Annotated in this window: 16 protein-coding genes and 1 pseudogene; 9 read left to right on the forward strand and 8 right to left on the reverse strand. The window is 71.4% G+C overall.

Features of this window, described 5'->3' with window-relative positions; all coding sequences use genetic code 11:
• Positions 1-153 precede the first annotated feature (153 nt).
• On the reverse strand, positions 154-1527 hold the full coding sequence (locus GL259_RS27800; protein ID WP_159536032.1) for an aspartate aminotransferase family protein: 1374 nt from the start codon (positions 1525-1527) through the stop codon (positions 154-156).
• A gap of 2 nt (positions 1528-1529) precedes the next feature.
• Positions 1530-2048 carry an Lrp/AsnC family transcriptional regulator gene (locus GL259_RS27805; protein WP_159536033.1) on the reverse strand — a complete coding sequence of 173 codons (519 nt, stop codon included), beginning with the start codon at positions 2046-2048 and terminating at the stop codon, positions 1530-1532.
• A gap of 204 nt (positions 2049-2252) precedes the next feature.
• Between GL259_RS27805 and GL259_RS27810 the strand changes: the two genes are divergently transcribed.
• Both GL259_RS27810 and GL259_RS27815 read left to right on the forward strand, forming a co-directional pair.
• Positions 2253-3692 (forward strand): gamma-aminobutyraldehyde dehydrogenase, encoded by a 1440-nt coding sequence (locus tag GL259_RS27810; RefSeq protein WP_159536034.1) that lies wholly within the window; start codon positions 2253-2255, stop codon positions 3690-3692.
• A gap of 107 nt (positions 3693-3799) precedes the next feature.
• Positions 3800-4321 (forward strand): hypothetical protein, encoded by a 522-nt coding sequence (locus tag GL259_RS27815; protein ID WP_159536035.1) that lies wholly within the window; start codon positions 3800-3802, stop codon positions 4319-4321.
• Here GL259_RS27815 and GL259_RS27820 read toward each other — a convergent pair.
• The 3 genes and pseudogenes from GL259_RS27820 to GL259_RS27830 all read right to left on the reverse strand — a co-directional run bounded on the left by GL259_RS27820 (position 4287) and on the right by GL259_RS27830 (position 7773).
• On the reverse strand, positions 4287-5468 hold the full coding sequence (locus tag GL259_RS27820; protein WP_159536036.1) for a serine hydrolase domain-containing protein: 1182 nt from the start codon (positions 5466-5468) through the stop codon (positions 4287-4289). The genes GL259_RS27815 and GL259_RS27820 overlap by 35 nt on opposite strands.
• A 438-nt stretch (positions 5469-5906) precedes the next feature.
• Complete coding sequence (locus tag GL259_RS27825) at positions 5907-6632, reverse strand: glycerophosphodiester phosphodiesterase (protein ID WP_159536037.1); 726 nt, start codon at positions 6630-6632, stop codon at positions 5907-5909.
• A gap of 20 nt (positions 6633-6652) precedes the next feature.
• Positions 6653-7773: pseudogene (locus GL259_RS27830) on the reverse strand (adenosine deaminase).
• 98 nt (positions 7774-7871) lie between these two features.
• Here GL259_RS27830 and GL259_RS38960 point away from each other — a divergent pair.
• Complete coding sequence (locus tag GL259_RS38960; RefSeq protein ID WP_243762394.1) at positions 7872-8714, forward strand: DUF4190 domain-containing protein; 843 nt, start codon at positions 7872-7874, stop codon at positions 8712-8714.
• Positions 8715-8724: 10 nt separating this feature from the next.
• Here the strand turns inward: GL259_RS38960 and GL259_RS27840 are convergent, their stop codons facing one another.
• On the reverse strand, positions 8725-9390 hold the full coding sequence (locus tag GL259_RS27840; protein WP_159536039.1) for an NADAR family protein: 666 nt from the start codon (positions 9388-9390) through the stop codon (positions 8725-8727).
• Between the two features lie 174 nt (positions 9391-9564).
• On the opposite strand from GL259_RS27840, the gene GL259_RS27845 reads away from it, so the two are divergent.
• From GL259_RS27845 to GL259_RS27870, 6 genes are read left to right on the forward strand one after another with little or no spacing between them, the layout of a single operon-like run.
• Entirely contained in the window at positions 9565-11100 is a 1536-nt protein-coding gene (locus GL259_RS27845) for a gamma-aminobutyraldehyde dehydrogenase (protein WP_159536040.1), read from the forward strand.
• A gap of 50 nt (positions 11101-11150) precedes the next feature.
• Positions 11151-12398, forward strand: coding sequence for a spermidine/putrescine ABC transporter substrate-binding protein (locus GL259_RS27850; protein WP_159536041.1), 1248 nt, complete (start codon positions 11151-11153; stop codon positions 12396-12398).
• A 4-nt stretch (positions 12399-12402) separates the two neighbouring features.
• Complete coding sequence (locus GL259_RS27855) at positions 12403-13578, forward strand: ABC transporter ATP-binding protein (protein WP_159536042.1); 1176 nt, start codon at positions 12403-12405, stop codon at positions 13576-13578.
• Positions 13578-14501 (forward strand): ABC transporter permease, encoded by a 924-nt coding sequence (locus tag GL259_RS27860; protein ID WP_159536043.1) that lies wholly within the window; start codon positions 13578-13580, stop codon positions 14499-14501. The genes GL259_RS27855 and GL259_RS27860 overlap by 1 nt, the downstream gene beginning before the upstream one ends.
• A complete protein-coding gene (locus tag GL259_RS27865) occupies positions 14502-15302 on the forward strand; it encodes an ABC transporter permease (protein WP_159536044.1) in 801 nt (266 codons plus the stop codon). It abuts the gene before it with no gap.
• A gap of 36 nt (positions 15303-15338) precedes the next feature.
• Complete coding sequence (locus GL259_RS27870; protein ID WP_159536045.1) at positions 15339-16757, forward strand: FAD-dependent oxidoreductase; 1419 nt, start codon at positions 15339-15341, stop codon at positions 16755-16757.
• Positions 16758-16816: 59 nt separating this feature from the next.
• Here the strand turns inward: GL259_RS27870 and GL259_RS27875 are convergent, their stop codons facing one another.
• Positions 16817-17455, reverse strand: a complete 639-nt coding sequence (locus GL259_RS27875) for a phosphatase PAP2 family protein (protein ID WP_159536046.1) — start codon at positions 17453-17455, stop codon at positions 16817-16819.
• Positions 17456-17877: 422 nt separating this feature from the next.
• Positions 17878-19212, reverse strand: a complete 1335-nt coding sequence (gene gabT, locus GL259_RS27880; RefSeq protein ID WP_159536047.1) for a 4-aminobutyrate--2-oxoglutarate transaminase — start codon at positions 19210-19212, stop codon at positions 17878-17880.
• Positions 19213-19419 lie beyond the last annotated feature (207 nt).

The following is a 19419-nucleotide window of genomic DNA, read 5'->3' on the forward strand; positions in this document are numbered from 1 at the left end:
ACAGGCACGCTAGGCACCGGGCGGCGGCATGCCGGACAGCACGCGGCCCCGGGCCGCCGTTTCTCACTCGAACGGGCGGCACCGGGGCCGTTGATGATCATTCCAGCGGAAGATCGCAGAGGATCGCCGAGGAGGATCACAGCCGTCGGCGGCTCACAGCTTCGTCCACGCCTCCGACAGCGTCGCGCGCAGGATCTGCTCGATCTCGTCGAAGGTCTCCTGGTCGGAGATCAGCGGCGGGGCGAGCTGGACGACCGGGTCGCCGCGGTCGTCGGCACGGCAGTACAGGCCGTTCTCGAAGAGCTTCTTCGACAGGAAGCCGTACAGGACCCGCTCGGTCTCGTCCGCGTCGAAGGACTCCTTGGTGTTCTTGTCCTTGACCAGCTCGATGCCGTAGAAGAAGCCGTTGCCGCGGACGTCGCCGACGATCGGCAGGTCGTACAGCTTCTCCAGGGTCGCGCGGAAGGCGCCCTCGTTGTCCAGCACGTGCTGGTTCAGGCCCTCGCGCTCGAACAGGTCGAGGTTGGCGACGCCCACCGCGGCCGACACCGGGTGGCCGCCGAAGGTGTAGCCGTGCAGGAAGGTGTTGTCGCCCTTGTAGAACGGCTCGGCCAGGCGGTCGGAGACGATGCAGGCGCCGATGGGGGAGTAGCCCGAGGTCATGCCCTTGGCGCAGGTGATCATGTCCGGGACGTAGCCGAACTTGTCGCAGGCGAAGGTCGTGCCGAGCCGGCCGAAGGCGCAGATGACCTCGTCGGAGACGAGCAGCACGTCGTACCGGTCGCAGATCTCGCGCACCCGCTGGAAGTAGCCGGGCGGGGGCGGGAAGCAGCCGCCGGCGTTCTGCACCGGCTCCAGGAAGACCGCGGCGACCGTGTCCGGGCCCTCGAAGAGGATCTGCTGCTCGATCTGGTCGGCGGCCCAGCGGCCGAACGCCTCCGGGTCGTCGCCGTGGATCGGCGCCCGGTAGATGTTGGTGTTGGGCACCTTGTGCGCGCCCGGGACCAGGGGCTCGAACGGGGCCTTCAGGCCCGGCAGTCCGGTGATGGACAGGGCGCCCTGCGGGGTGCCGTGGTAGGCCACCGCGCGGGATATGACCTTGTACTTGGTCGGCTTGCCGGTCAGCTTGAAGTACTGCTTGGCGAGCTTCCAGGCGGTCTCGACGGCCTCGCCGCCGCCGGTGGTGAAGAAGACCTTGTTCAGGTCGCCCGGCGCCTCGTTCGCGAGCCGCTCCGCGAGCTCCACGGCCTTGGGGTGGGCGTAGGACCACACGGGGAAGAAGGCCAGCTCCTGCGCCTGCTTGAAGGCGGTCTCGGCGAGTTCCACGCGGCCGTGCCCCGCCTGCACCACGAACAGGCCGGCGAGACCGTCGAGGTACCGCTTGCCCTTGTCGTCGTAGATGTGGGTGCCCTCGCCCCGGACGATGGTGGGGACGGGGGAGTTCTCGTACGAGGACATGCGGGTGAAGTGCATCCACAAGTGGTCGTACGCGGACTTGCTGAGGTCGTTGGGGCTGTCGGTGCTCACGATTATCGGGTTCCCCACATGTAGGTCTGCTTCTTGAGCTTGAGGTAGACGAAGCTCTCGGTGGAGCGCACGCCGGGCACGGCCCGGATGCGTTTGTTGATGACCTCCAGAAGGTGGTCGTCGTCCTCGCAGACGATCTCGACCATCAGGTCGAAGGAGCCTGCGGTCATCACCACGTACTCGCATTCGGACATGGCGGCCAGCGCGTCGGCCACGGACTCCACGTCGCCCTCGACGTTGACCCCGACCATCGCCTGGCGGCGGAAGCCCACGGTGAGCGGGTCCGTGACGGCGACGATCTGCATCACGCCCTGGTCCAGCAGCTTCTGGACGCGCTGGCGCACGGCCGCCTCCGACAGGCCCACGGCCTTGCCGATGGCGGCGTACGGCCGGCGGCCGTCCTCCTGGAGCTGCTCGATGATGGCGAGGGAGACGGCGTCCAACTGGGGACCGCCGCCGTTCTTGGACTCGCGGGAGTCCCTCGGGTCTGCGCTTCGACTGGCCACGAGGTCACTGTGCACGACGTCTCGACAGTTTCGCAAGGTTCGATCGATGAAATTCGTTGTTTGTGGCGTCTGTGCTTGCGGATTTCGCAGATGCGGGGCGGGCGGGGGTGTTGAAAACGTCAGCCGTCGGTTTAGGGTGGGTGTCTCAGAGGTTGGACACCTCAGCACGTTCCGACCCGACACCTCGGACACCCACAAGGAACACCAGGAGGGCCTGCAGTGAGCACCGAGCTGCGTCGTCTGCGCAACTACATCGGCGGGGAGTTCCGGGACGCCGCCGACGGACGGACCACCGAGGTGGTCAACCCCGCGACCGGCGAGGCGTACGCGACCGCTCCGCTGTCCGGGCAGGCGGACGTGGACGCCGCGATGGCGGCCGCGGCCGAGGCCTTCCCCGGCTGGCGCGACACCACCCCGGCCGAGCGGCAGAAGGCCCTGCTGAAGATCGCGGACGCCTTCGAGGAGCGGGCCGAGGAACTCATCGCCGCCGAGGTGGAGAACACGGGCAAGCCCGTCGGGCTGACCCGCACCGAGGAGATCCCGCCGATGGTGGACCAGATCCGCTTCTTCGCGGGCGCGGCGCGGATGCTCGAGGGCCGCTCGGCCGGCGAGTACATGGAGGGCCTGACCTCCATCGTGCGCCGTGAGCCGGTCGGCGTCTGCGCCCAGGTCGCCCCCTGGAACTACCCGATGATGATGGCCGTGTGGAAGTTCGCCCCGGCGATCGCCGCGGGCAACACGGTCGTCCTGAAGCCCTCGGACACCACCCCGGCCTCCACCGTCCTGATCGCCGAGATCCTCGGCTCGATCCTGCCCAAGGGCGTCTTCAACGTCATCTGCGGTGACCGCGACACCGGCCGCATGATGGTCGAGCACCCCACCCCGGCGATGGCGTCCATCACCGGCTCGGTGCGCGCCGGCATGTCGGTCGCCGAGTCCGCGTCCAAGGACCTCAAGCGCGTCCACCTGGAGCTGGGCGGCAAGGCCCCGGTCGTGGTCTTCGAGGACACCGACATCGCCAAGGCCGTCGAGGGCATCTCCGTCGCGGGCTTCTTCAACGCCGGCCAGGACTGCACGGCCGCCGCCCGCGTCCTGGTCCACGAGTCGATCCACGACGAGTTCGTCTCCGCGCTCGCCAAGGCCGCCGCCGACACCAGGACCGGCATGCCCGACGACGAGGACGTCCTCTTCGGCCCGCTCAACAACCCCAACCAGCTCAAGCAGGTCGAGGGCTTCATCGAGCGGCTGCCGGCGCACGCGCGCGTGGTCGCCGGCGGCAAGCGCGTCGGCGACAAGGGCTTCTTCTACGCCCCGACCGTCGTCTCCGGCCTCAACCAGGACGACGAGATCATCCAGAAGGAGGTCTTCGGCCCGGTCATCACCGTCCAGTCCTTCACGGACGAGGACCAGGCCGTCGAGTACGCCAACGGCGTCGAGTACGCGCTGGCCTCCTCGGTGTGGACCAAGGACCACTCCCGCGCGATGCGCATGTCCAAGAAGCTCGACTTCGGCTGCGTGTGGATCAACACCCACATCCCGCTGGTCGCGGAGATGCCGCACGGCGGCTTCAAGAAGTCCGGCTACGGCAAGGACCTCTCGGCGTACGGCTTCGACGACTACACGCGCATCAAGCACGTGATGACGTCCCTGGAGGGCTGAGCGCCGAAGCGTCGGCCCCGGACGGTGGTCCACCGTCCGGGGCCGGCGTGTCTCCGGGGCGCGGAATGATTTTTGAACATGTTCAACTCTCGGCGTACGCTGCCGCCATGAGCGACAGAGCCGCCCTGCTCAAGGGCATCCGCGTCTGGCTGGCCCTCTTCGTCGTCTGCCTGGTGCTCAGCGGTGCCACGGCCTTCCCGCTGGTGCACGAACTGCGCTGGACCGAGGACCTGCTCCGGTCGCTGTCCGTGCCGGAGCACCTCCCCGCCCTCATGGACTGGATCGAGCGCGTGCGCCAGGGGCTCGACACCGCCGACGCCGAGTACCCCTTCCTCCTCTACGGCACCGACTGGCTCGCCTTCGCCCACCTCGTGATCGCCGTCGCCTTCTACGGCCCCTACCGCGACCCCGTCCGCAACATCTGGGTCGTCGAGTTCGGCATGATCGCCTGCGCCGGCATCGTCCCGCTCGCGCTGATCTGCGGCCCGGTCCGCGGCATCCCCTTCTGGTGGAGCGTCATCGACATGGCGTTCGGCGTGTTCGGCGTGATCCCGCTGTACGTCGTACGCCGGAAGATCAAGCGACTGGAGGCGCTCACGCCGAACGCGGCTCCGGTTCCCGCTGCTTGAGGGCGGCCTCCCTGATGCGCTCGGCGACCGGGTTCGCAGCCGTGTCCTTCGCGTCGGTGTCGGAGAGCGAGTACACGAGGGTGAGGCTCAGGTTCTCGGTCGCGGCGATCGCCGTGCTGTAACCGGGGCGGGCGCCGCTCTTGAGCCAGTACACCGTGCCCCGGTGCTCCCAGCGGGTCAGGCCCGCGCTGTGGGCGGCGCCCTCGATGCCCGCCGGGACCGTGAACATCTCCCGCAACTGCGGTTCGGGTACGATCCGTCCGCTGAAGAGGGCCGTGACGAGCCGCTCCAGGTCGGCGGTGGTCGAGATCATGTCCCCGGCCGCCCAGCGGTCGGCCACGTTCCACTCGGTGACGTCGACGAGCCGGGTCGTCCCGTCCGCCCCGGGCACCGTCTGGTAGCCGCGGTGGTGCGGTCCGCGGATGCGGGGATCGGTGCCCGGGAAGTACGTGTGCCGCATCCTGGCGGGACGCAGCACGAGCCGGGTGGCCTCGGAGGCGTACGACTGCCCGGTCACCTTCTCGATCAGCATGCCGAGGACCGTGTAGTTGATGTTGAGGTACTGCTGCTGATCACCGGCGGTGAACGCCGGGCCCTTCGCGACCGCCGACTTCACGACCTGCCGCGGGCTGAGCGTGTCGTAGCGGTGCGCGTACAACTCCTCGAAGGTGTCCCCCCAGCTGTCGCCGGGCCGGATGCCGCTGGTGTGGTTCAGCAGGTTCCGTACGGTGACGGGCTTCCTGAAGGCGGGGCCGAGCAGGCCGGGCAGGTAGCGCTCGACCGGCGCGTCGAGGTCGACCTCGCCCAGGGCCGCCAGTTTGAGGACGGCGGCGGCCGTCACCACCTTGGTCGTCGAACCGGCCCGGAACCGCGCGTCCGGGTCGGCCGCCCGGCCGCTCGCCAGGTCCCGCACCCCCGAACTGCCCTGCCAGGAGCCCCCGGTGCCGCCCAGCCGGACGAGCGCGGCGGTCGCGCTCCCGTCGGGCAGCCCCTCGATCGCCTCGCACAACGCCTCGTTCGAGGAGGTGCCGACGCACACGGGGGCCGACGGGGACGGGGCGGCGAGGGCCGGCGCGGCGAGCGGGCCCGCGCCCAGGGCGAGGACGAGGGAGGCGGCGAGGAGGGTGGTGCGACGGCGTGCGCGCATCGGCTGCTCCATGGGGGAGTTCGGCGGAGGGACAGGAGCATCCTCCGGCCGTACGGGCGCGCCCGGATCGTCACCGGGAAGGGGAGCGGCCCTGGTGCACCCCCGAGTGACTTCCCCGGCCGGCACGGGGGGTTGTCAGGGATCACCCCTGGGGCCCGGCGACATGATCCGCGAGTCGGTGGGACCGCTCCGGGAACCGCGGCCGCGGGGTGCGCGGCGGCGCGGCCGAGGCCGAGGGAAGGCGACGACGTGCCGTGGGCGGTGACCGAGCCGTCTTCCGCCTCCTCCTGACGGCGCAGCCGCCCGGCCCGCCCGAGCGGGTGATCACGGCGAGCGCCGACGCCTCCTTCGCCCGCTTCCCGGACGTGCGGTCCGAGGATCCCGGCGCGGTGTCCCGCGGCCGCCTCACGGCTGCATGGCCGAGGCGGCACCGGGGGATCACCGCGGCGCCGCGCGACCTCCTGCCGGACCGGTCCGGGACCCGGCGGCGCGCAGCGCGCACAGGACGTCGATGCGGTTGGTCGTGATCGAGTCGACGCCCAGTGCCAGCAGGCGGCGCATGGAGCGGCGGGTGTCCGGGGTCCAGACGGACAGCAGGTGGCCGCCGCGGTGGACGCGGTCGGCGAGGGACCGGTCGACCAGGCTGAAGCGGTAGTTCAGCCAGCGCGGGCGGACCGCCTCCAGCAGACCGGCGCGCGGCGGGGCCAGAGTCGTCCGGGTGAGCGCGATCTCGGCGGACGGGTCCGCCGCGCGCACGGCGAGCATGGCGGAGGCGCCCGCGCAGTAGTACACGCGGTCCTGGGCGCCCTGCTCGCGTACGGCGTCCACGACCCGGCGCGCGGCACGGACGTCCGGCGTGCCGGGCAGGTCGATCATCACCCGGCTGCCGTCCGTCGCCGCCAGCGCGTCGAGGAGCGTGGGGACCCCGCCGTCCGTCACCTCGCGCACCTCCTCCCACGACAGCGACAGCAGCGGACGGTCGTGCTCCCAGAGCCGCTTGAGCGTGTCGTCGTGCAGCAGCACCGGGACGCCGTCGCGGGTGAGACGCACGTCGATCTCGACCGCGTCCGCGCCCCGGCGGAGCGCGGAACGCAGCGAGGCGAGGGTGTTCTCGCGGACGCGGTAGGGGTCGCCGCGGTGGGCCACGGCGGTCACGTTCTGCATGGCGTCCCTTCGCGGGGTGGTCAGGAGGCGAGCCAGGACGCGGTGTAGGCGTCGATCTCCGCGGCCAGCCCCGCCTTGCCCGCCGGGTCCATGAAGGACGCCTCGACCGCGTTCTTCGCCAGGCCGGCCAGGCCCCGCTCGTCGAGGTCCAGCAGCCGGGCGGCGACCGCGTACTCGTTGTTGAGGTCGGTGCCGAACATCGGCGGGTCGTCGGAGTTGATCGTGACCAGCACGCCGGCCCGCGTGAACTCCTCGAGGGGGTGCTCGTCGAGAGAGGCGACGGCGCGGGTGGCGATGTTGGAGGTGGGGCACACCTCCAGCGCGATGCGCCGCTCGGCCAGGTGCTGGAGCAGCTCGGGGTCCCGGGCGGAGCTGGTGCCGTGGCCGATCCGCTCGGCCCGCAGGTCGTTCAGCGCGTGCCACACCGTCTCCGGGCCGGTGGTCTCGCCGGCGTGCGGCACGGAGTGCAGCCCGGCGGCGATCGCCCGGTCGAAGTACGGCTTGAACTGGGGGCGGGGCACGCCGATCTCGGGTCCGCCGAGCCCGAAGGAGACCAGGCCCTCCGGGCGCAGCCGGTCGTCGGTGGCGAGCCGCACGGTCTCCTCGGCGGACTCCAGCCCGGCCTCGCCGGGGATGTCGAAGCACCAGCGCAGCACGGTCCCGAACTCGGTCTCGGCCGCCTTGCGGGCGTCCTCGATCGCGTCCATGAAGGCGCGCTCGTCGATGCCGCGGCGGGTGGAGGAGAACGGCGTGATGGTCAGCTCCGCGTACCGCACCTGCTGCCGGGCCAGCTCGCGGGCCACCTCGAAGGTCAGCAGGCGGACGTCCTCGGGGGTGCGGATCAGGTCGACGACGGACAGGTACACCTCGATGAAGTGGGCGAAGTCCGTGAAGGTGAAGTAGTCGACCAGGGCCTCGGGGTCGGTGGGGACCTTGGAGTCGGGGTGGCGGGCGGCCAGCTCGGAGACGATGCGGGGGGAGGCGGAGCCGACGTGGTGCACGTGCAGTTCGGCCTTGGGCAGTCCGGCGATGAAGGCGTGCAGGTCGCGGCCCGGGCCGGCGACGGCTGCGTCGAGGCGGTCGGTCAAGGTTCCTCCCCGGAACGGCGTCCCCGGCCGGTGCGCGGCGGGACGCGGGTGATCGGCTGATCGGTGGATCGGGGATCATCGTAGGCCGGGCGCGCGCGGCGGGGGAGCGCGCCGTAGCATGACGGGACGTTCGACTGAGGGGGCCCAGCGCATGTCCGACGACGCGCAGACGCCGGGAGCGCGACGGAACCCGGAGCCCGCCGGGGACGCGGAGGGCGGTACGCCGCCCGGGAATCCGCACGCCCGCGGTGTGTGGCCGGCACCGGCCGACGGCGGGGCCGGGGACGCGGTGCCGCAGGCCGGTCCGCCGGTGGTGGAGCCGGACGCGCCGGCGACGGCGGACGTCCCCGACCCCTGGGCGCCTCCGGTCCACGGCACACCGGCCTTCGGCCGGGGAGCCGTCGGTCCCGGGGCCGGCGGTCCGGGCGAGACCCTCGCGGCCGGCGGCCCCCTTCCCTGGTCCTCCCCCTCCACCCCCTCCTCCCCTTCCGTCCACGACCAGCAGACGGTCGTCTCGTTCCCCGCGATGGGCACGCCCGCCCCGCCCGCCGCCCACGGTTCTCCGGCCAACCCCTTCGCGCCCCCGGCCGCGGGCGAGCCGGTCCCGCCGCCGCCCATCGCCCCCGACGGCCCCGGCCGGGTCCCGTACGGCTACCCGGGCGGGTACGGCCACCCGACCGCGCAGCCGCCCGGGTACGGCGCTGCCCCGGGACAGGCCTACCACGGCTGGACCGGCACGGCGCCGATGCCGAGCAACGGGCTGGGCGTGACCGGACTGGTGCTGGGGATCATCTCGGCCACCGTGTTCTGTCTGTGGCCGGTCGCCATCCTGCTGGGAGTGCTGGGCGTGATCTTCGGTGCGGTCGGCCGGAGCAAGGCCACCCGCGGCGAGGCCACCAACCCGGGCCAGGCGCTGGCCGGGATCATCTGCGGGGCGGCCGGCATCGTCCTGGGCATCGGCTTCGGCGTGCTCGTCCTCACCACGTCCCTCTAGCACCGTCGCGCTACTGGCCGGGGCGTCCCTCCGGCGCCTCCGTCCGCCGACCGGTGCCCCCGTCCGCCCGCAGCCGCGCCCGCGCCTCCATCAGCGCGAACCCCAGCAGGTTCGGCCCCCGCCACCGCTCCGGGTCGTACGCGCCCTCGTCCCGTGCCGCGAGGCCGATGCCCCACACCCGGTCCACCGGGCTCGCCTCGACCAGGACGCGCCCGCCCGTGCCGAGCAGGAAGTCCCGCAGGTCCGCGTGCGCCGCGAACTTGTGGACGCTGCCCTCGACGACGACGCGGAACCGCTCCCGCCGCCATGTCGCCTCGTCGAAGCCCCGCACCAGCCGCCCCGCCTTCTTCGCCAGTGAGGGATGGTCCGCGGCCAGCACCCGCCGCTCCGCCTCCGCGTCCGCGAACAGCCGGGCCTTGGCCGCCATCATCCAGTGCTCGGCGGTCGCGTACCGCACGCCCTCCACCGTGAACGGCGACGGCCACCACTGGCTCAGACAGCTCGCCCCGATCCGGCCGTCGGGCAGCGGCCGGTGCCCCCAGAAATGCAGGTACTTGACCCTCTCCCCGGCCCGCACCGCCTCGATCAGCGCCTCCCTGGAGCCGATCGTCCCCGTCGTCCCGCCCACCGCCACCCCCGTGATCCCTTCCACGCACGCGAGTCTGGCACGCACCACTGACACCTCGTCCTGCCTTTTCCGCAGCCACTCGACACCTGGTCGACAGATTCCGTCGCGTAACCAAAAGGCAACAACGGAATCACTTGTTGGAGTCCCGTACCTCTGTCAGGATCGGCACTCAAATCGAGCTGGAGCCACGCCGCCCCCCTCGGGGACACGGAGGAGCGCGACATGCACAACCCGGGCAACGCCACCCCGGAACGATTCCCCGCCCAGGACCGCTTCGCGGACGGGGCGCAGTTCATCGCGGGACGTGTGACGAGGGGAACCTCGGGCCGTACCCACACGGTCGTCGACCCGGCCACCGGCGAAGGCGTCCACACCTACGAACTCGCCGGCACCGACGACGTGGACGCGGCCGTCGCCGCGGCCCGCGAGGCGTTCCCGGCCTGGGCGGGCGCCACCCCGGGCGAGCGCTCCGACGCCCTGCACCGGTTCGCCGCCGTCGTCGCCGAGCGCGCCGAGGACTTCGCGCGGGCCGAGTCCCTGCAGTGCGGCAAGCCGCTGAAGCTGAGCCGCGAGTTCGACGTGCCGGGCACGGTCGACAACATCGCCTTCTTCGCCGGCGCCGCCCGCCACCTGACGGGCCGGTCGGCCGGCGAGTACTCCGGCGACCACACCTCCTACGTCCGTCGCGAGCCGATCGGCGTCGTCGGCTCCGTCGCCCCCTGGAACTACCCGCTCCAGATGGCCGCCTGGAAGATCCTCCCGGCGGTCGCCGCGGGCAACACCGTCGTCCTCAAGCCCGCCGAGCTCACCCCGCTCACCTCTCTCCTCTTCGCGCAGGCCGCCGTCGACGCCGGGATCCCGGACGGCGTGATCAACGTCGTCACCGGCACCGGAAAGACGGCCGGCGAGCACCTCGTCGGCCACCCCGACGTGGCCATGACCTCCTTCACCGGCTCCACCGCCGTGGGCAGGCGGGTGGCCGAGATCGCCACCGCCACCGTCAAGCGCCTCCACCTGGAGCTCGGCGGCAAGGCGCCCTTCGTCGTCTTCGACGACGCCGACCTCGACGCCGCCGTCAACGGCGCGGTCGCGGGCGCGCTGATCAACACCGGGCAGGACTGCACGGCCGCCACGCGCGCGTACGTGCAGCGTCCGCTTTACGAGGCGTTCGTCGAGCGCACGGCCGCCCTGATGGAGACGGTGCGGCTCGGCGACCCCTTCGCCCCCGGCACCGACCTCGGCCCGCTGGTCTCGCACGCCCAGCGCGACCGGGTGGCCGGCTTCGTCGACCGGGCGCGTGCCTACGCGCGCGTGGTGACCGGCGGCGAGGCCCCGCAGGGGGAGCTGAAGGACGGCGCGTACTACCGCCCCACCCTCGTCGCCGACGCGCCGCAGGACAGCGAGGTCGTGCAGTCCGAGATCTTCGGGCCGGTGCTGGTGGTCCTGCCCTTCGGCACCGACGACGAGGGCATCGCGCTGGCCAACGACACCCCGTACGGGCTCGCCGCCTCCGCGTGGAGCCGGGACGTGTACCGCACGGGCCGCGCCACGCGCGAGATCAAGGCGGGGTGCGTGTGGATCAACGACCACATCCCGATCATCAGCGAGATGCCGCACGGCGGCTACAAGGCGTCCGGCTTCGGCAAGGACATGTCCGCATACTCGTTCGAGGAATACACGCAGATCAAGCACGTCATGTTCGACAACACCGCGGTGGTCCGCAAGGACTGGCACCGCACCGTCTTCGGGGACCGATAGCAGCCAGGCCGCCTGACCCGCGGCCGACCTCCCGAAAGGGCACCACGCGCATGGAGCAGTACGAGCCCGACCGCCTCTCCGCGGCCCAACTGGCCGCCGTGCGGCGCAGTTTCCGCAGCGGCAGGGCGGCGCTGACCCGCCGTTCCCTGCTGCGCGCCTCCGCGGGCGGGGCGCTCGCGGCCGGCGGATTCGGCGCGCTGAGCGGCTGCGGCATCCCCGCGGCCGGCAACACCCGGGGCGGCGTCCCGGCGGAGGACCACTCGAAGAAGGAGAAGACCGTCAGCTTCTCCAACTGGACCGAGTACATGGACGTCGACGAGAGCGGGCGCAGGCACCCCACCCTGGAGGCGTTCACCGAACGCACCGGCATCACGGTCAAGTACACCGAGGACATCAACGACAACACCGAGTTCTTCGGCAAGATCAAGCCGCAGCTCGCCGCCGGCCAGGACACCGGCCGCGACATCATCGTCCTCACCGACTGGCTGGCCGCCCGGCTGATCCGCCTGGGCTGGGTGCAGAAGCTGGACCCGGCCAACCTGCCGAACGCCTTCACCAACCTCTCCGCCCAGTTCCGCAACCCCGACTGGGACCCGGGCCGCGCCTACTCCTACCCCTGGCAGGGCATCTCCACCGTCATCGCCTACAACAAGAAGGCGCTCGACGGCGTCGAGGTGCGGACCCTCTCCGACCTGCTGGACAACCCGAAGCTCAAGGGCCGCGTCGGTCTGCTCACCGAGATGCGCGACACCGTCGGCATGACCCTGCTCGACATGGACAAGGACCCGGCGAAGTTCGCCGCCGACGACTACGACGCGGCGGTCGCCCGCCTGCAGAGGGCCGTCGACAAGGGGCAGGTCCGCCGCTTCACCGGCAACGACTACACCGCCGACCTCGCCAAGGGCGACTTCGCCGCCTGTCTCGCCTGGGCCGGGGACGTCGTCCAGCTCAAGGCGGACAACCCGGACATCGACTTCCTGATCCCCGACAGCGGCTACATGACGTCCAGCGACGCCATGCTGATCCCCAACAAGGCCCGCCACAAGACGAACGCCGAGCGGCTGATCGACTACTACTTCGAGCCGAAACCGGCCGCCGAGCTCGCCGCCTACATCAACTTCGTCTGTCCCGTCGACGGAGTGAAGGACGAGCTCGCGAAGATCGACGAGGACGCGGCGAACAACCCGCTGATCCTGCCCGACAAGGCCATGCAGGCCAAGTCCCGTGCCTTCCGCTCCCTGAGCTCCAAGGAAGAGACGGAATTCGAAGAGAAGTTCGCGAAGCTCACTGGGGCGTGACGAGATGAAGACGACCAAAGACACCACCACGGCCGGCAACGGCGGCGGGGACGTCCGCCTCACCGGGATCAGCAAGACGTACGGCTCCTTCACCGCCGTGCACCCCCTCGACCTGACCGTGCCGGAGGGCTCCTTCTTCGCCCTGCTCGGCGCCTCCGGCTGCGGCAAGACCACCACCCTGCGGATGATCGCCGGCCTGGAGGAGCCCACCGCGGGCACCGTCCACCTCGGCGACCAGGACGTCACCGCGCTGCCGCCGTACAAGCGGCCGGTGAACACGGTCTTCCAGTCCTACGCCCTCTTCCCGCACCTCGACATCTTCGAGAACGTCGCCTTCGGTCTGCGCCGGCGCGGCATCAAGAGCGTGAAGAAGCAGGTCGAGGAGATGCTGGAGCTGGTCCAGCTCGGCGAGCAGGCCCGCAAGAAGCCGCACCAGCTCTCCGGCGGCCAGCAGCAGCGCGTCGCGGTGGCCCGCGCGCTCATCAACCACCCCAGGGTGCTGCTGCTCGACGAGCCGCTCGGCGCCCTCGACCTGAAGCTGCGCCGCCAGATGCAGCTGGAGCTCAAGCGCATCCAGACCGAGGTCGGCATCACCTTCGTGCACGTCACGCACGACCAGGAGGAGGCCATGACCATGGCCGACACGGTCGCCGTGATGAACGCCGGCCGGGTCGAGCAGCTCGGCTCGCCCACCGACCTGTACGAGAACCCGCGCACCACCTTCGTCGCCAACTTCCTCGGCACCTCCAACTTCATCGAGGCCGAGGTCGACACCAGGTCCGGCGACGAGATCGTCCTCAAGGCGGGCGGCGGCAAGCTGGTCCTGCCCGAGGCCCGCAACAGCGCCCCCGTGACGACCGGCGGCAAGGTGCTGGTCGGCGTGCGCCCGGAGAAGATCTCCCTCACCCACGCCGACGACGCCGGCGGGATACCCGAGGGCCGCAACCGGATCACCGGCCGCATCACCGGCGCCGGCTTCATCGGCGTCTCCACGCAGTTCGTCGTCGACAGCCCGGTCTGCTCCGACTTCGAGGTCTACGCCCAGAACATCGACCGCGACGCCCGGCTGGTGCCCGGCGCCGAGGTGGTCCTGCACTGGAACCCGGCGCACACCTTCGGCCTGGACGCGGCCCAGGACATCGACGCCGGGGTGGAGACCGTCGAGGAGGAGGTCGCCTGATGGCCACGGTCACCGAGGCGCCACCCCTGGCGCCCGCCCCGGAGGGGAAACCGCCGCGCAGACGCGGCCGCTGGACGCCGTACCTGCTCCTGCTGCCCGGTCTGCTGTGGCTGGTGGTGTTCTTCGCGCTGCCGGTGATCTACCAGGCCTCCACGTCCGTGCAGACGGGCTCCCTGGAGGAGGGCTACGAGGTCACCTGGCACTTCGCCACCTACTGGGACGCGCTGTCCGAGTACTGGCCGCAGTTCGTCCGCTCGGTCCTCTACGCCGCCTCCGCGACGGTGCTGTGCCTGCTGCTCGGCTACCCGCTGGCCTACCTGATCGCCTTCCGGGCGGGACGCTGGCGGAACCTGATCATGATCCTGGTGATCGCGCCGTTCTTCACCAGCTTCCTGATCCGCACGCTGGCCTGGAAGACGATCCTCGCCGACGGCGGACCGGTGGTCGGCGCCCTGGACGCCCTGCACGTCCTGGACGTCACGGCCTGGCTCGGCTGGACCGCCGGCGACCGGGTGCTCGCCACCCCGCTCGCGGTGGTCTGCGGCCTGACGTACAACTTCCTGCCGTTCATGGTCCTGCCGCTCTACACCTCGCTGGAGCGCATCGACCCCCGGCTGCACGAGGCGGCGAACGACCTGTACGCCAGGCCGTCGACGACCTTCCGCAAGGTCACCTTCCCGCTGTCGATGCCGGGCGTGGTCTCCGGCACGCTGCTGACCTTCATCCCCGCCACCGGCGACTACGTCAACGCGGACCTGCTCGGCTCCACCGACACCCGCATGGTCGGCAACGTGATCCAGTCGCAGTTCCTGCGGATCCTCGACTACCCGACGGCCGCGGCGCTCTCGTTCATCCTGATGGCCGCCATCCTCATCATGGTCACGCTCTACATCCGCAAGTCCGGGACGGAGGACCTGGTTTAAATGGCCTTCGTCAACTGGCTCAAGCGCCATCTCGTCGTCATCGCGGGACTGCTGACCCTCGGGTACCTCCTCCTGCCGAACGTCGTCGTCACCGTGTTCTCCTTCAACAACCCGAAGGGGCGCTTCAACTACGAGTGGCAGGAGTTCTCCACCGAGGCGTGGCGGGATCCCTGCGGGGTCTCCGGGCTGTGCGGCTCGCTGACGCTCAGCCTCCAGATCGCGCTGTGGGCGATGCTCGGCGCCACCCTGCTCGGCACGATGATCGCCTTCGCGCTGGTCCGCTACCGCTTCCGCGCCCGCTCCGCCGTGAACTCGCTGATCTTCCTGCCGATGGCGATGCCCGAGGTGGTCATGGCGGCCTCGCTGCTCACCCTGTTCCTCAACATGGGCGCGCAGCTCGGCTTCTGGACGATCCTGATCGCCCACATCATGTTCTGCCTCAGCTTCGTCGTGGTCGCCGTGAAGGCGCGCGTGATGTCGATGGACCCGAGGCTGGAGCAGGCCGCGCAGGACCTCTACGCCGGCCCGTTCCAGACGTTCGTCCGGGTCACGCTGCCGATCGCCGCCCCCGGGATCGCGGCGGGCGCGCTGCTCGCCTTCGCGCTCTCCTTCGACGATTTCATCATCACCAACTTCAACGCCGGCTCGACCGTCACCTTCCCGATGTTCGTCTGGGGTTCCGCGCAGCGCGGAACCCCCGTGCAGATCAACGTCATCGGTACGGCCATGTTCGTCATCGCCGTTCTCCTGGTGCTGGTCTCCATGGCCGTCGGCAGGCGCCGCAACCGGCAGAAGGCATAGAAAACGGACCGCAGTCCCCCGTAGGGAGTTGAAATCATGGCCCCGAGCGCCATGAGCCGCTGGACGAAATCCCTCTCCGAAGCCCGGCCGGTGTCCTACTGGCTGGACGACCCCGGCAGGCCCGGCCCCGAACCCGCCCTCACCGGCCCCGAGACCTGCGACCTGCTGGTCGTCGGCGGCGGCTACAGCGGGCTGTGGACCGCGCTGACCGCGAAGGAACGCGACCCCGGGCGGGACGTGGTGCTGGTGGAGGGCCGCGAGGTGGGCTGGGCCGCCTCGGGCCGCAACGGCGGGTTCTGCGCCGCCTCCCTCACCCACGGCCTGCCCAACGGACTCAGCCGCTGGCCGGAGGAGATCCACAAGCTCCAGGAGCTGGGCGCCCGCAACCTCGACGCCATCGAGGAGGCGGTCGCCCGCCACTCCATCGACTGCGACTTCGAACGCACCGGCGAGATCGACGTCGCCACCGAGCCGTACCAGGCCCGGGAACTCAGGGACTGGTACGAGGAGATCCGCGCCAGGGGCCTCGCCGACGGCATCGAGTACCTGGACGCCGGGGCCGTACGGGAACAGGTGGACTCCCCGACCTTCCGGGCGGGCCTGTACGACCGCCGGGGCGTGGCGATGCTCCACCCGGCCAGACTCGCCTGGGGCCTGAAGCGGGCCTGCCGCGAACTCGGGGTGCGCGTGTACGAGCACACCCCCGCCCTCACCCTGAAGCCGTACGGCGCCGGCATGGCCGTGCGCACCCCGTACGGACGGGTCCGCGCCCGCGCGGTCGCCCTCGGCACCAACGTCTTCCCCAGCCTGGTCAGACGGGTCCGCCCCTACACCGTCCCGGTCTACGACTACGCCCTGATGACCGAACCGCTGACGGCCGGGCAGCTGGCGTCGATCGGCTGGCGGAACCGCCAGGGCCTCGGGGACAGCGCCAACCAGTTCCACTACTTCCGGCTCTCCGCCGACCACCGCATCCTGTGGGGCGGCTACGACGCCGTCTATCCGTACGGCGGCCGGGTGCGCGCGGAGTACGACGACCGGCCGGAGACCTACGCCAAGCTCGCCGGGCACTTCTTCACCTGCTTCCCGCAGCTGGAGGGCGTGCGCTTCACCCACGCCTGGGGCGGCGCGATCGACACCTGCTCCCGCTTCTCGGCGTTCTTCGGCACGGCGCACGCGGGGAAGGTGGCGTACGCGGCGGGCTACACGGGGCTCGGCGTGGGCGCCACCCGCTTCGGCGCCGAGGTGATGCTGGACCTGCTGGCGGGGGAGCGGACCGAGCGCACGGAGCTGGAGATGGTCCGCACGAAGCCGCTGCCGTTCCCGCCGGAGCCCTTCGCCTGGACCGGGATCGCCCTCACCAAGTGGTCACTGGCCCGCGCCGACGCGCACGGCGGGCGCCGCAACCTGTGGCTGCGGACGATGGACCGGCTGGGCCTCGGCTTCGACAGCTGAGGGAAGCGGACGGCGGGACCCGTCCCGCCGCGGCGGGAACCCGTCCGGCACCGCGGCTCTCACCGGCGCGGCGGACGGGGACTCCTCCCGTCCGCGGGGACGAGGACGCCGGTTCGGCCGACCAGCAGCCACAGACCGATCAGCAGTGCCGCCCCGAGGCACCAGCTGGCCGCCACGTCCAGCGGCCAGTGGTAGCCCCGGCGCACCAGCCCGAAGGAGGCGCCCAGGACGAGGGCGGAGCAGAGCAGGACGAACGCGCGACGCACCGCCGCCGAGCGCAGCAGCGGGAGGAGGAGCAACGTCGCCGCGCCGTACGCCACGACGGCGGTCGCGGTGTGGCCGGAGGGGTAGTAGCCGACCGCCGGGGGCACGGCCGGGGTGCCGGGGCGGTCGGTCCACTCCTTCAGGGGCACGACCAGCGCCGGCACCAGGACCATCGCCGCGCCCCCGGCGGCGGGCGGCAGCCACCAGTGGTCCCGGCCTCCGGCACGCCCGTGCCAGGCGACGTACGCCAGCGCGACCGCCAGGACGGGCACGGCCACCTGCACGTTGCCGAGGTCGGCGAGCAGTTCGGAGGCCCGGTCCGGACGGACCAGGGCCCTGCTCAGCCGCTCGTCGAGGCCCACCAGCGGACCGTCGTCGACGACCTGCCAGGTGATCAGCGCGAAGAGGAGGAGGGGCGGTCCGAGCAACACCATGGTGCACAGCTTCGCAGGCCGGGGCACGGCACGCCGAAGGGCCGGCGCAAGGGGGGGTGTGCGCCGGCCCTTCGATGAACGGCGTGCCGTCAAGCCTGGGCGGCCGTCCGGACCGGAACGCCGCACGCCCCGGGGGGTGTGGGGCGGGCGACCGTCCGATCGTGAGGAGACCCGGAACCTTCGGGCTCCGGTTGTGTGCGCGAGGGCACGACCAGGTCGAAGCTGGGGAGGCCTCGTCCTGTACCGCCCACAGTCCCCTGCGGGCGGGGTGTATCTCTCATCGCGGTAGAACCTACGGCAGGGGAGGGACCCACGACAGGGGCAACGGGCTCCTGTCATCCACCCCGCACACGTTCTTCACACGCTCTGCCGTTCCGCCCCGGTCCGCCGGACCGGGGCGGCTCACCTGCCCCGATACCGGCTCAGATGCGCGCGAACGCCTGCTCGATGATGTCCAGGCCCTCGTTCAGCAGGTCCTCGCCGATGACCAGCGGGGGCAGGAAGCGCAGCACGTTGCCGTAGGTGCCACAGGTCAGGACCAGCAGGCCCTCCTGGTGGCAGGCCTTGGCCAGCGCGGCGGTCGCCTCCGGGTTCGGCTCCTTGGTCGCGCGGTCCTTGACCAGCTCGATCGCGATCATCGCGCCACGGCCGCGGACGTCGCCGATGACGTCGAACTTCTCCGCCATGGCGGTGAGGCGGGACTTCATGACCGCCTCGATGTTCTTCGCCCTGGCGTTGAGGTCCAGCTCCTTCATCGTCTCGATGGCACCGAGCGCGCCCGCGCAGGCCACCGGGTTGCCGCCGTAGGTGCCGCCCAGACCGCCCGCGTGCGCGGCGTCCATGATCTCCGCGCGGCCGGTGACGGCGGCCAGCGGCAGACCGCCGGCGATGCCCTTGGCGGTCGTGATCAGGTCCGGGACGATGCCCTCGTCCTCGCAGGCGAACCACTGGCCGGTGCGGCAGAAGCCGGACTGGATCTCGTCGGCGACGAAGACGATCCCGTTGTCCCGGGCGAACTCGCTGATCGCGGGCAGGAAGCCCTTGGCCGGCTCGATGAAGCCGCCCTCGCCGAGCACCGGCTCGATGATGATCGCGGCCACGTTCTCGGCCCCGACCTGCTTGGAGATCTGGTCGATGGCCTGCGCGGCGGCCTCGGGGCCCGCGTTCTCCGGGCCGGTCGGCCAGCGGTAGCCGTAGGCGACGGGGACGCGGTACACCTCGGGCGCGAACGGGCCGAAGCCGTGCTTGTACGGCATGTTCTTCGCGGTCAGCGCCATGGTGAGGTTGGTGCGGCCGTGGTAGCCGTGGTCGAACACGACGACCGCCTGCCGCCTGGTGTAGGCGCGCGCGATCTTGACGGCGTTCTCGACGGCCTCGGCGCCGCTGTTGAACAGCGCGGACTTCTTGGCGTGGTCGCCCGGCGTCAGCTCGGCGAGCGCCTCGGCGACGGCCACGTACCCCTCGTACGGCGTGACCATGAAGCAGGTGTGCGTGAAGTCGGCGAGCTGGGCGGAGGCGCGGCGGACGACGGCCTCGGCGGAGGCGCCGACGGAGGTCACGGCGATGCCCGAACCGAAGTCGATCAGCCGGTTGCCGTCGACGTCCTCGATGATCCCGCCGCCGGCCCGGGCGGTGAACACGGGCAGCACGGAGCCCACGCCCTGGGCGACCGCGGCGGTACGGCGGGCCTGCAGCTCCTGCGACTTCGGGCCGGGGATGGCGGTGACGACGCGGCGCTCCTGCGGAAGTGCGGTCATGCGGGGCTCCTGGGGTGTAACGGACGCTTTTTCCTTCTTTTCTCGCAGGCTAGGGCGGCGGGAGGGAGCTGGGCATGCTCCATGTGGGCGTTGTCCGCGGGGCCGGGTTGTCCGCGGTGGACATAGCGGCGGCGGGGCCCCGGCGCGGCGGCCGGGACCGCACCGGGGCCGGACCCGGCGCGTGAGCGGTGAACTCGCCCTGCCGGG

The organism is Streptomyces sp. Tu 3180 (assembly GCF_009852415.1).
Classification (GTDB): Bacteria; Actinomycetota; Actinomycetes; order Streptomycetales; family Streptomycetaceae; genus Streptomyces.

Excerpts from the sequence above, each read along its gene's own strand:
- GL259_RS27865 (WP_159536044.1), top strand. The coding sequence starts at position 14,502 with ATGGCCTTCGTCAACTGGCTCAAGCGCCATCTCGTCGTCATCGCGGGA.
- GL259_RS27875 (WP_159536046.1), bottom strand. The coding sequence starts at position 17,455 with ATGGTGTTGCTCGGACCGCCCCTCCTCCTCTTCGCGCTGATCACCTGG.
- GL259_RS27825 (WP_159536037.1), bottom strand. The coding sequence starts at position 6,632 with ATGCAGAACGTGACCGCCGTGGCCCACCGCGGCGACCCCTACCGCGTC.
- GL259_RS27855 (WP_159536042.1), top strand. The coding sequence starts at position 12,403 with ATGAAGACGACCAAAGACACCACCACGGCCGGCAACGGCGGCGGGGAC.
- GL259_RS27845 (WP_159536040.1), top strand. The coding sequence starts at position 9,565 with ATGCACAACCCGGGCAACGCCACCCCGGAACGATTCCCCGCCCAGGAC.
- GL259_RS27820 (WP_159536036.1), bottom strand. The coding sequence starts at position 5,468 with ATGCGCGCACGCCGTCGCACCACCCTCCTCGCCGCCTCCCTCGTCCTC.
- GL259_RS27870 (WP_159536045.1), top strand. The coding sequence starts at position 15,339 with ATGGCCCCGAGCGCCATGAGCCGCTGGACGAAATCCCTCTCCGAAGCC.
- GL259_RS38960 (WP_243762394.1), top strand. The coding sequence starts at position 7,872 with ATGTCCGACGACGCGCAGACGCCGGGAGCGCGACGGAACCCGGAGCCC.
- GL259_RS27815 (WP_159536035.1), top strand. The coding sequence starts at position 3,800 with ATGAGCGACAGAGCCGCCCTGCTCAAGGGCATCCGCGTCTGGCTGGCC.
- GL259_RS27850 (WP_159536041.1), top strand. The coding sequence starts at position 11,151 with ATGGAGCAGTACGAGCCCGACCGCCTCTCCGCGGCCCAACTGGCCGCC.
- gabT (WP_159536047.1), bottom strand. The coding sequence starts at position 19,212 with ATGACCGCACTTCCGCAGGAGCGCCGCGTCGTCACCGCCATCCCCGGC.
- GL259_RS27860 (WP_159536043.1), top strand. The coding sequence starts at position 13,578 with ATGGCCACGGTCACCGAGGCGCCACCCCTGGCGCCCGCCCCGGAGGGG.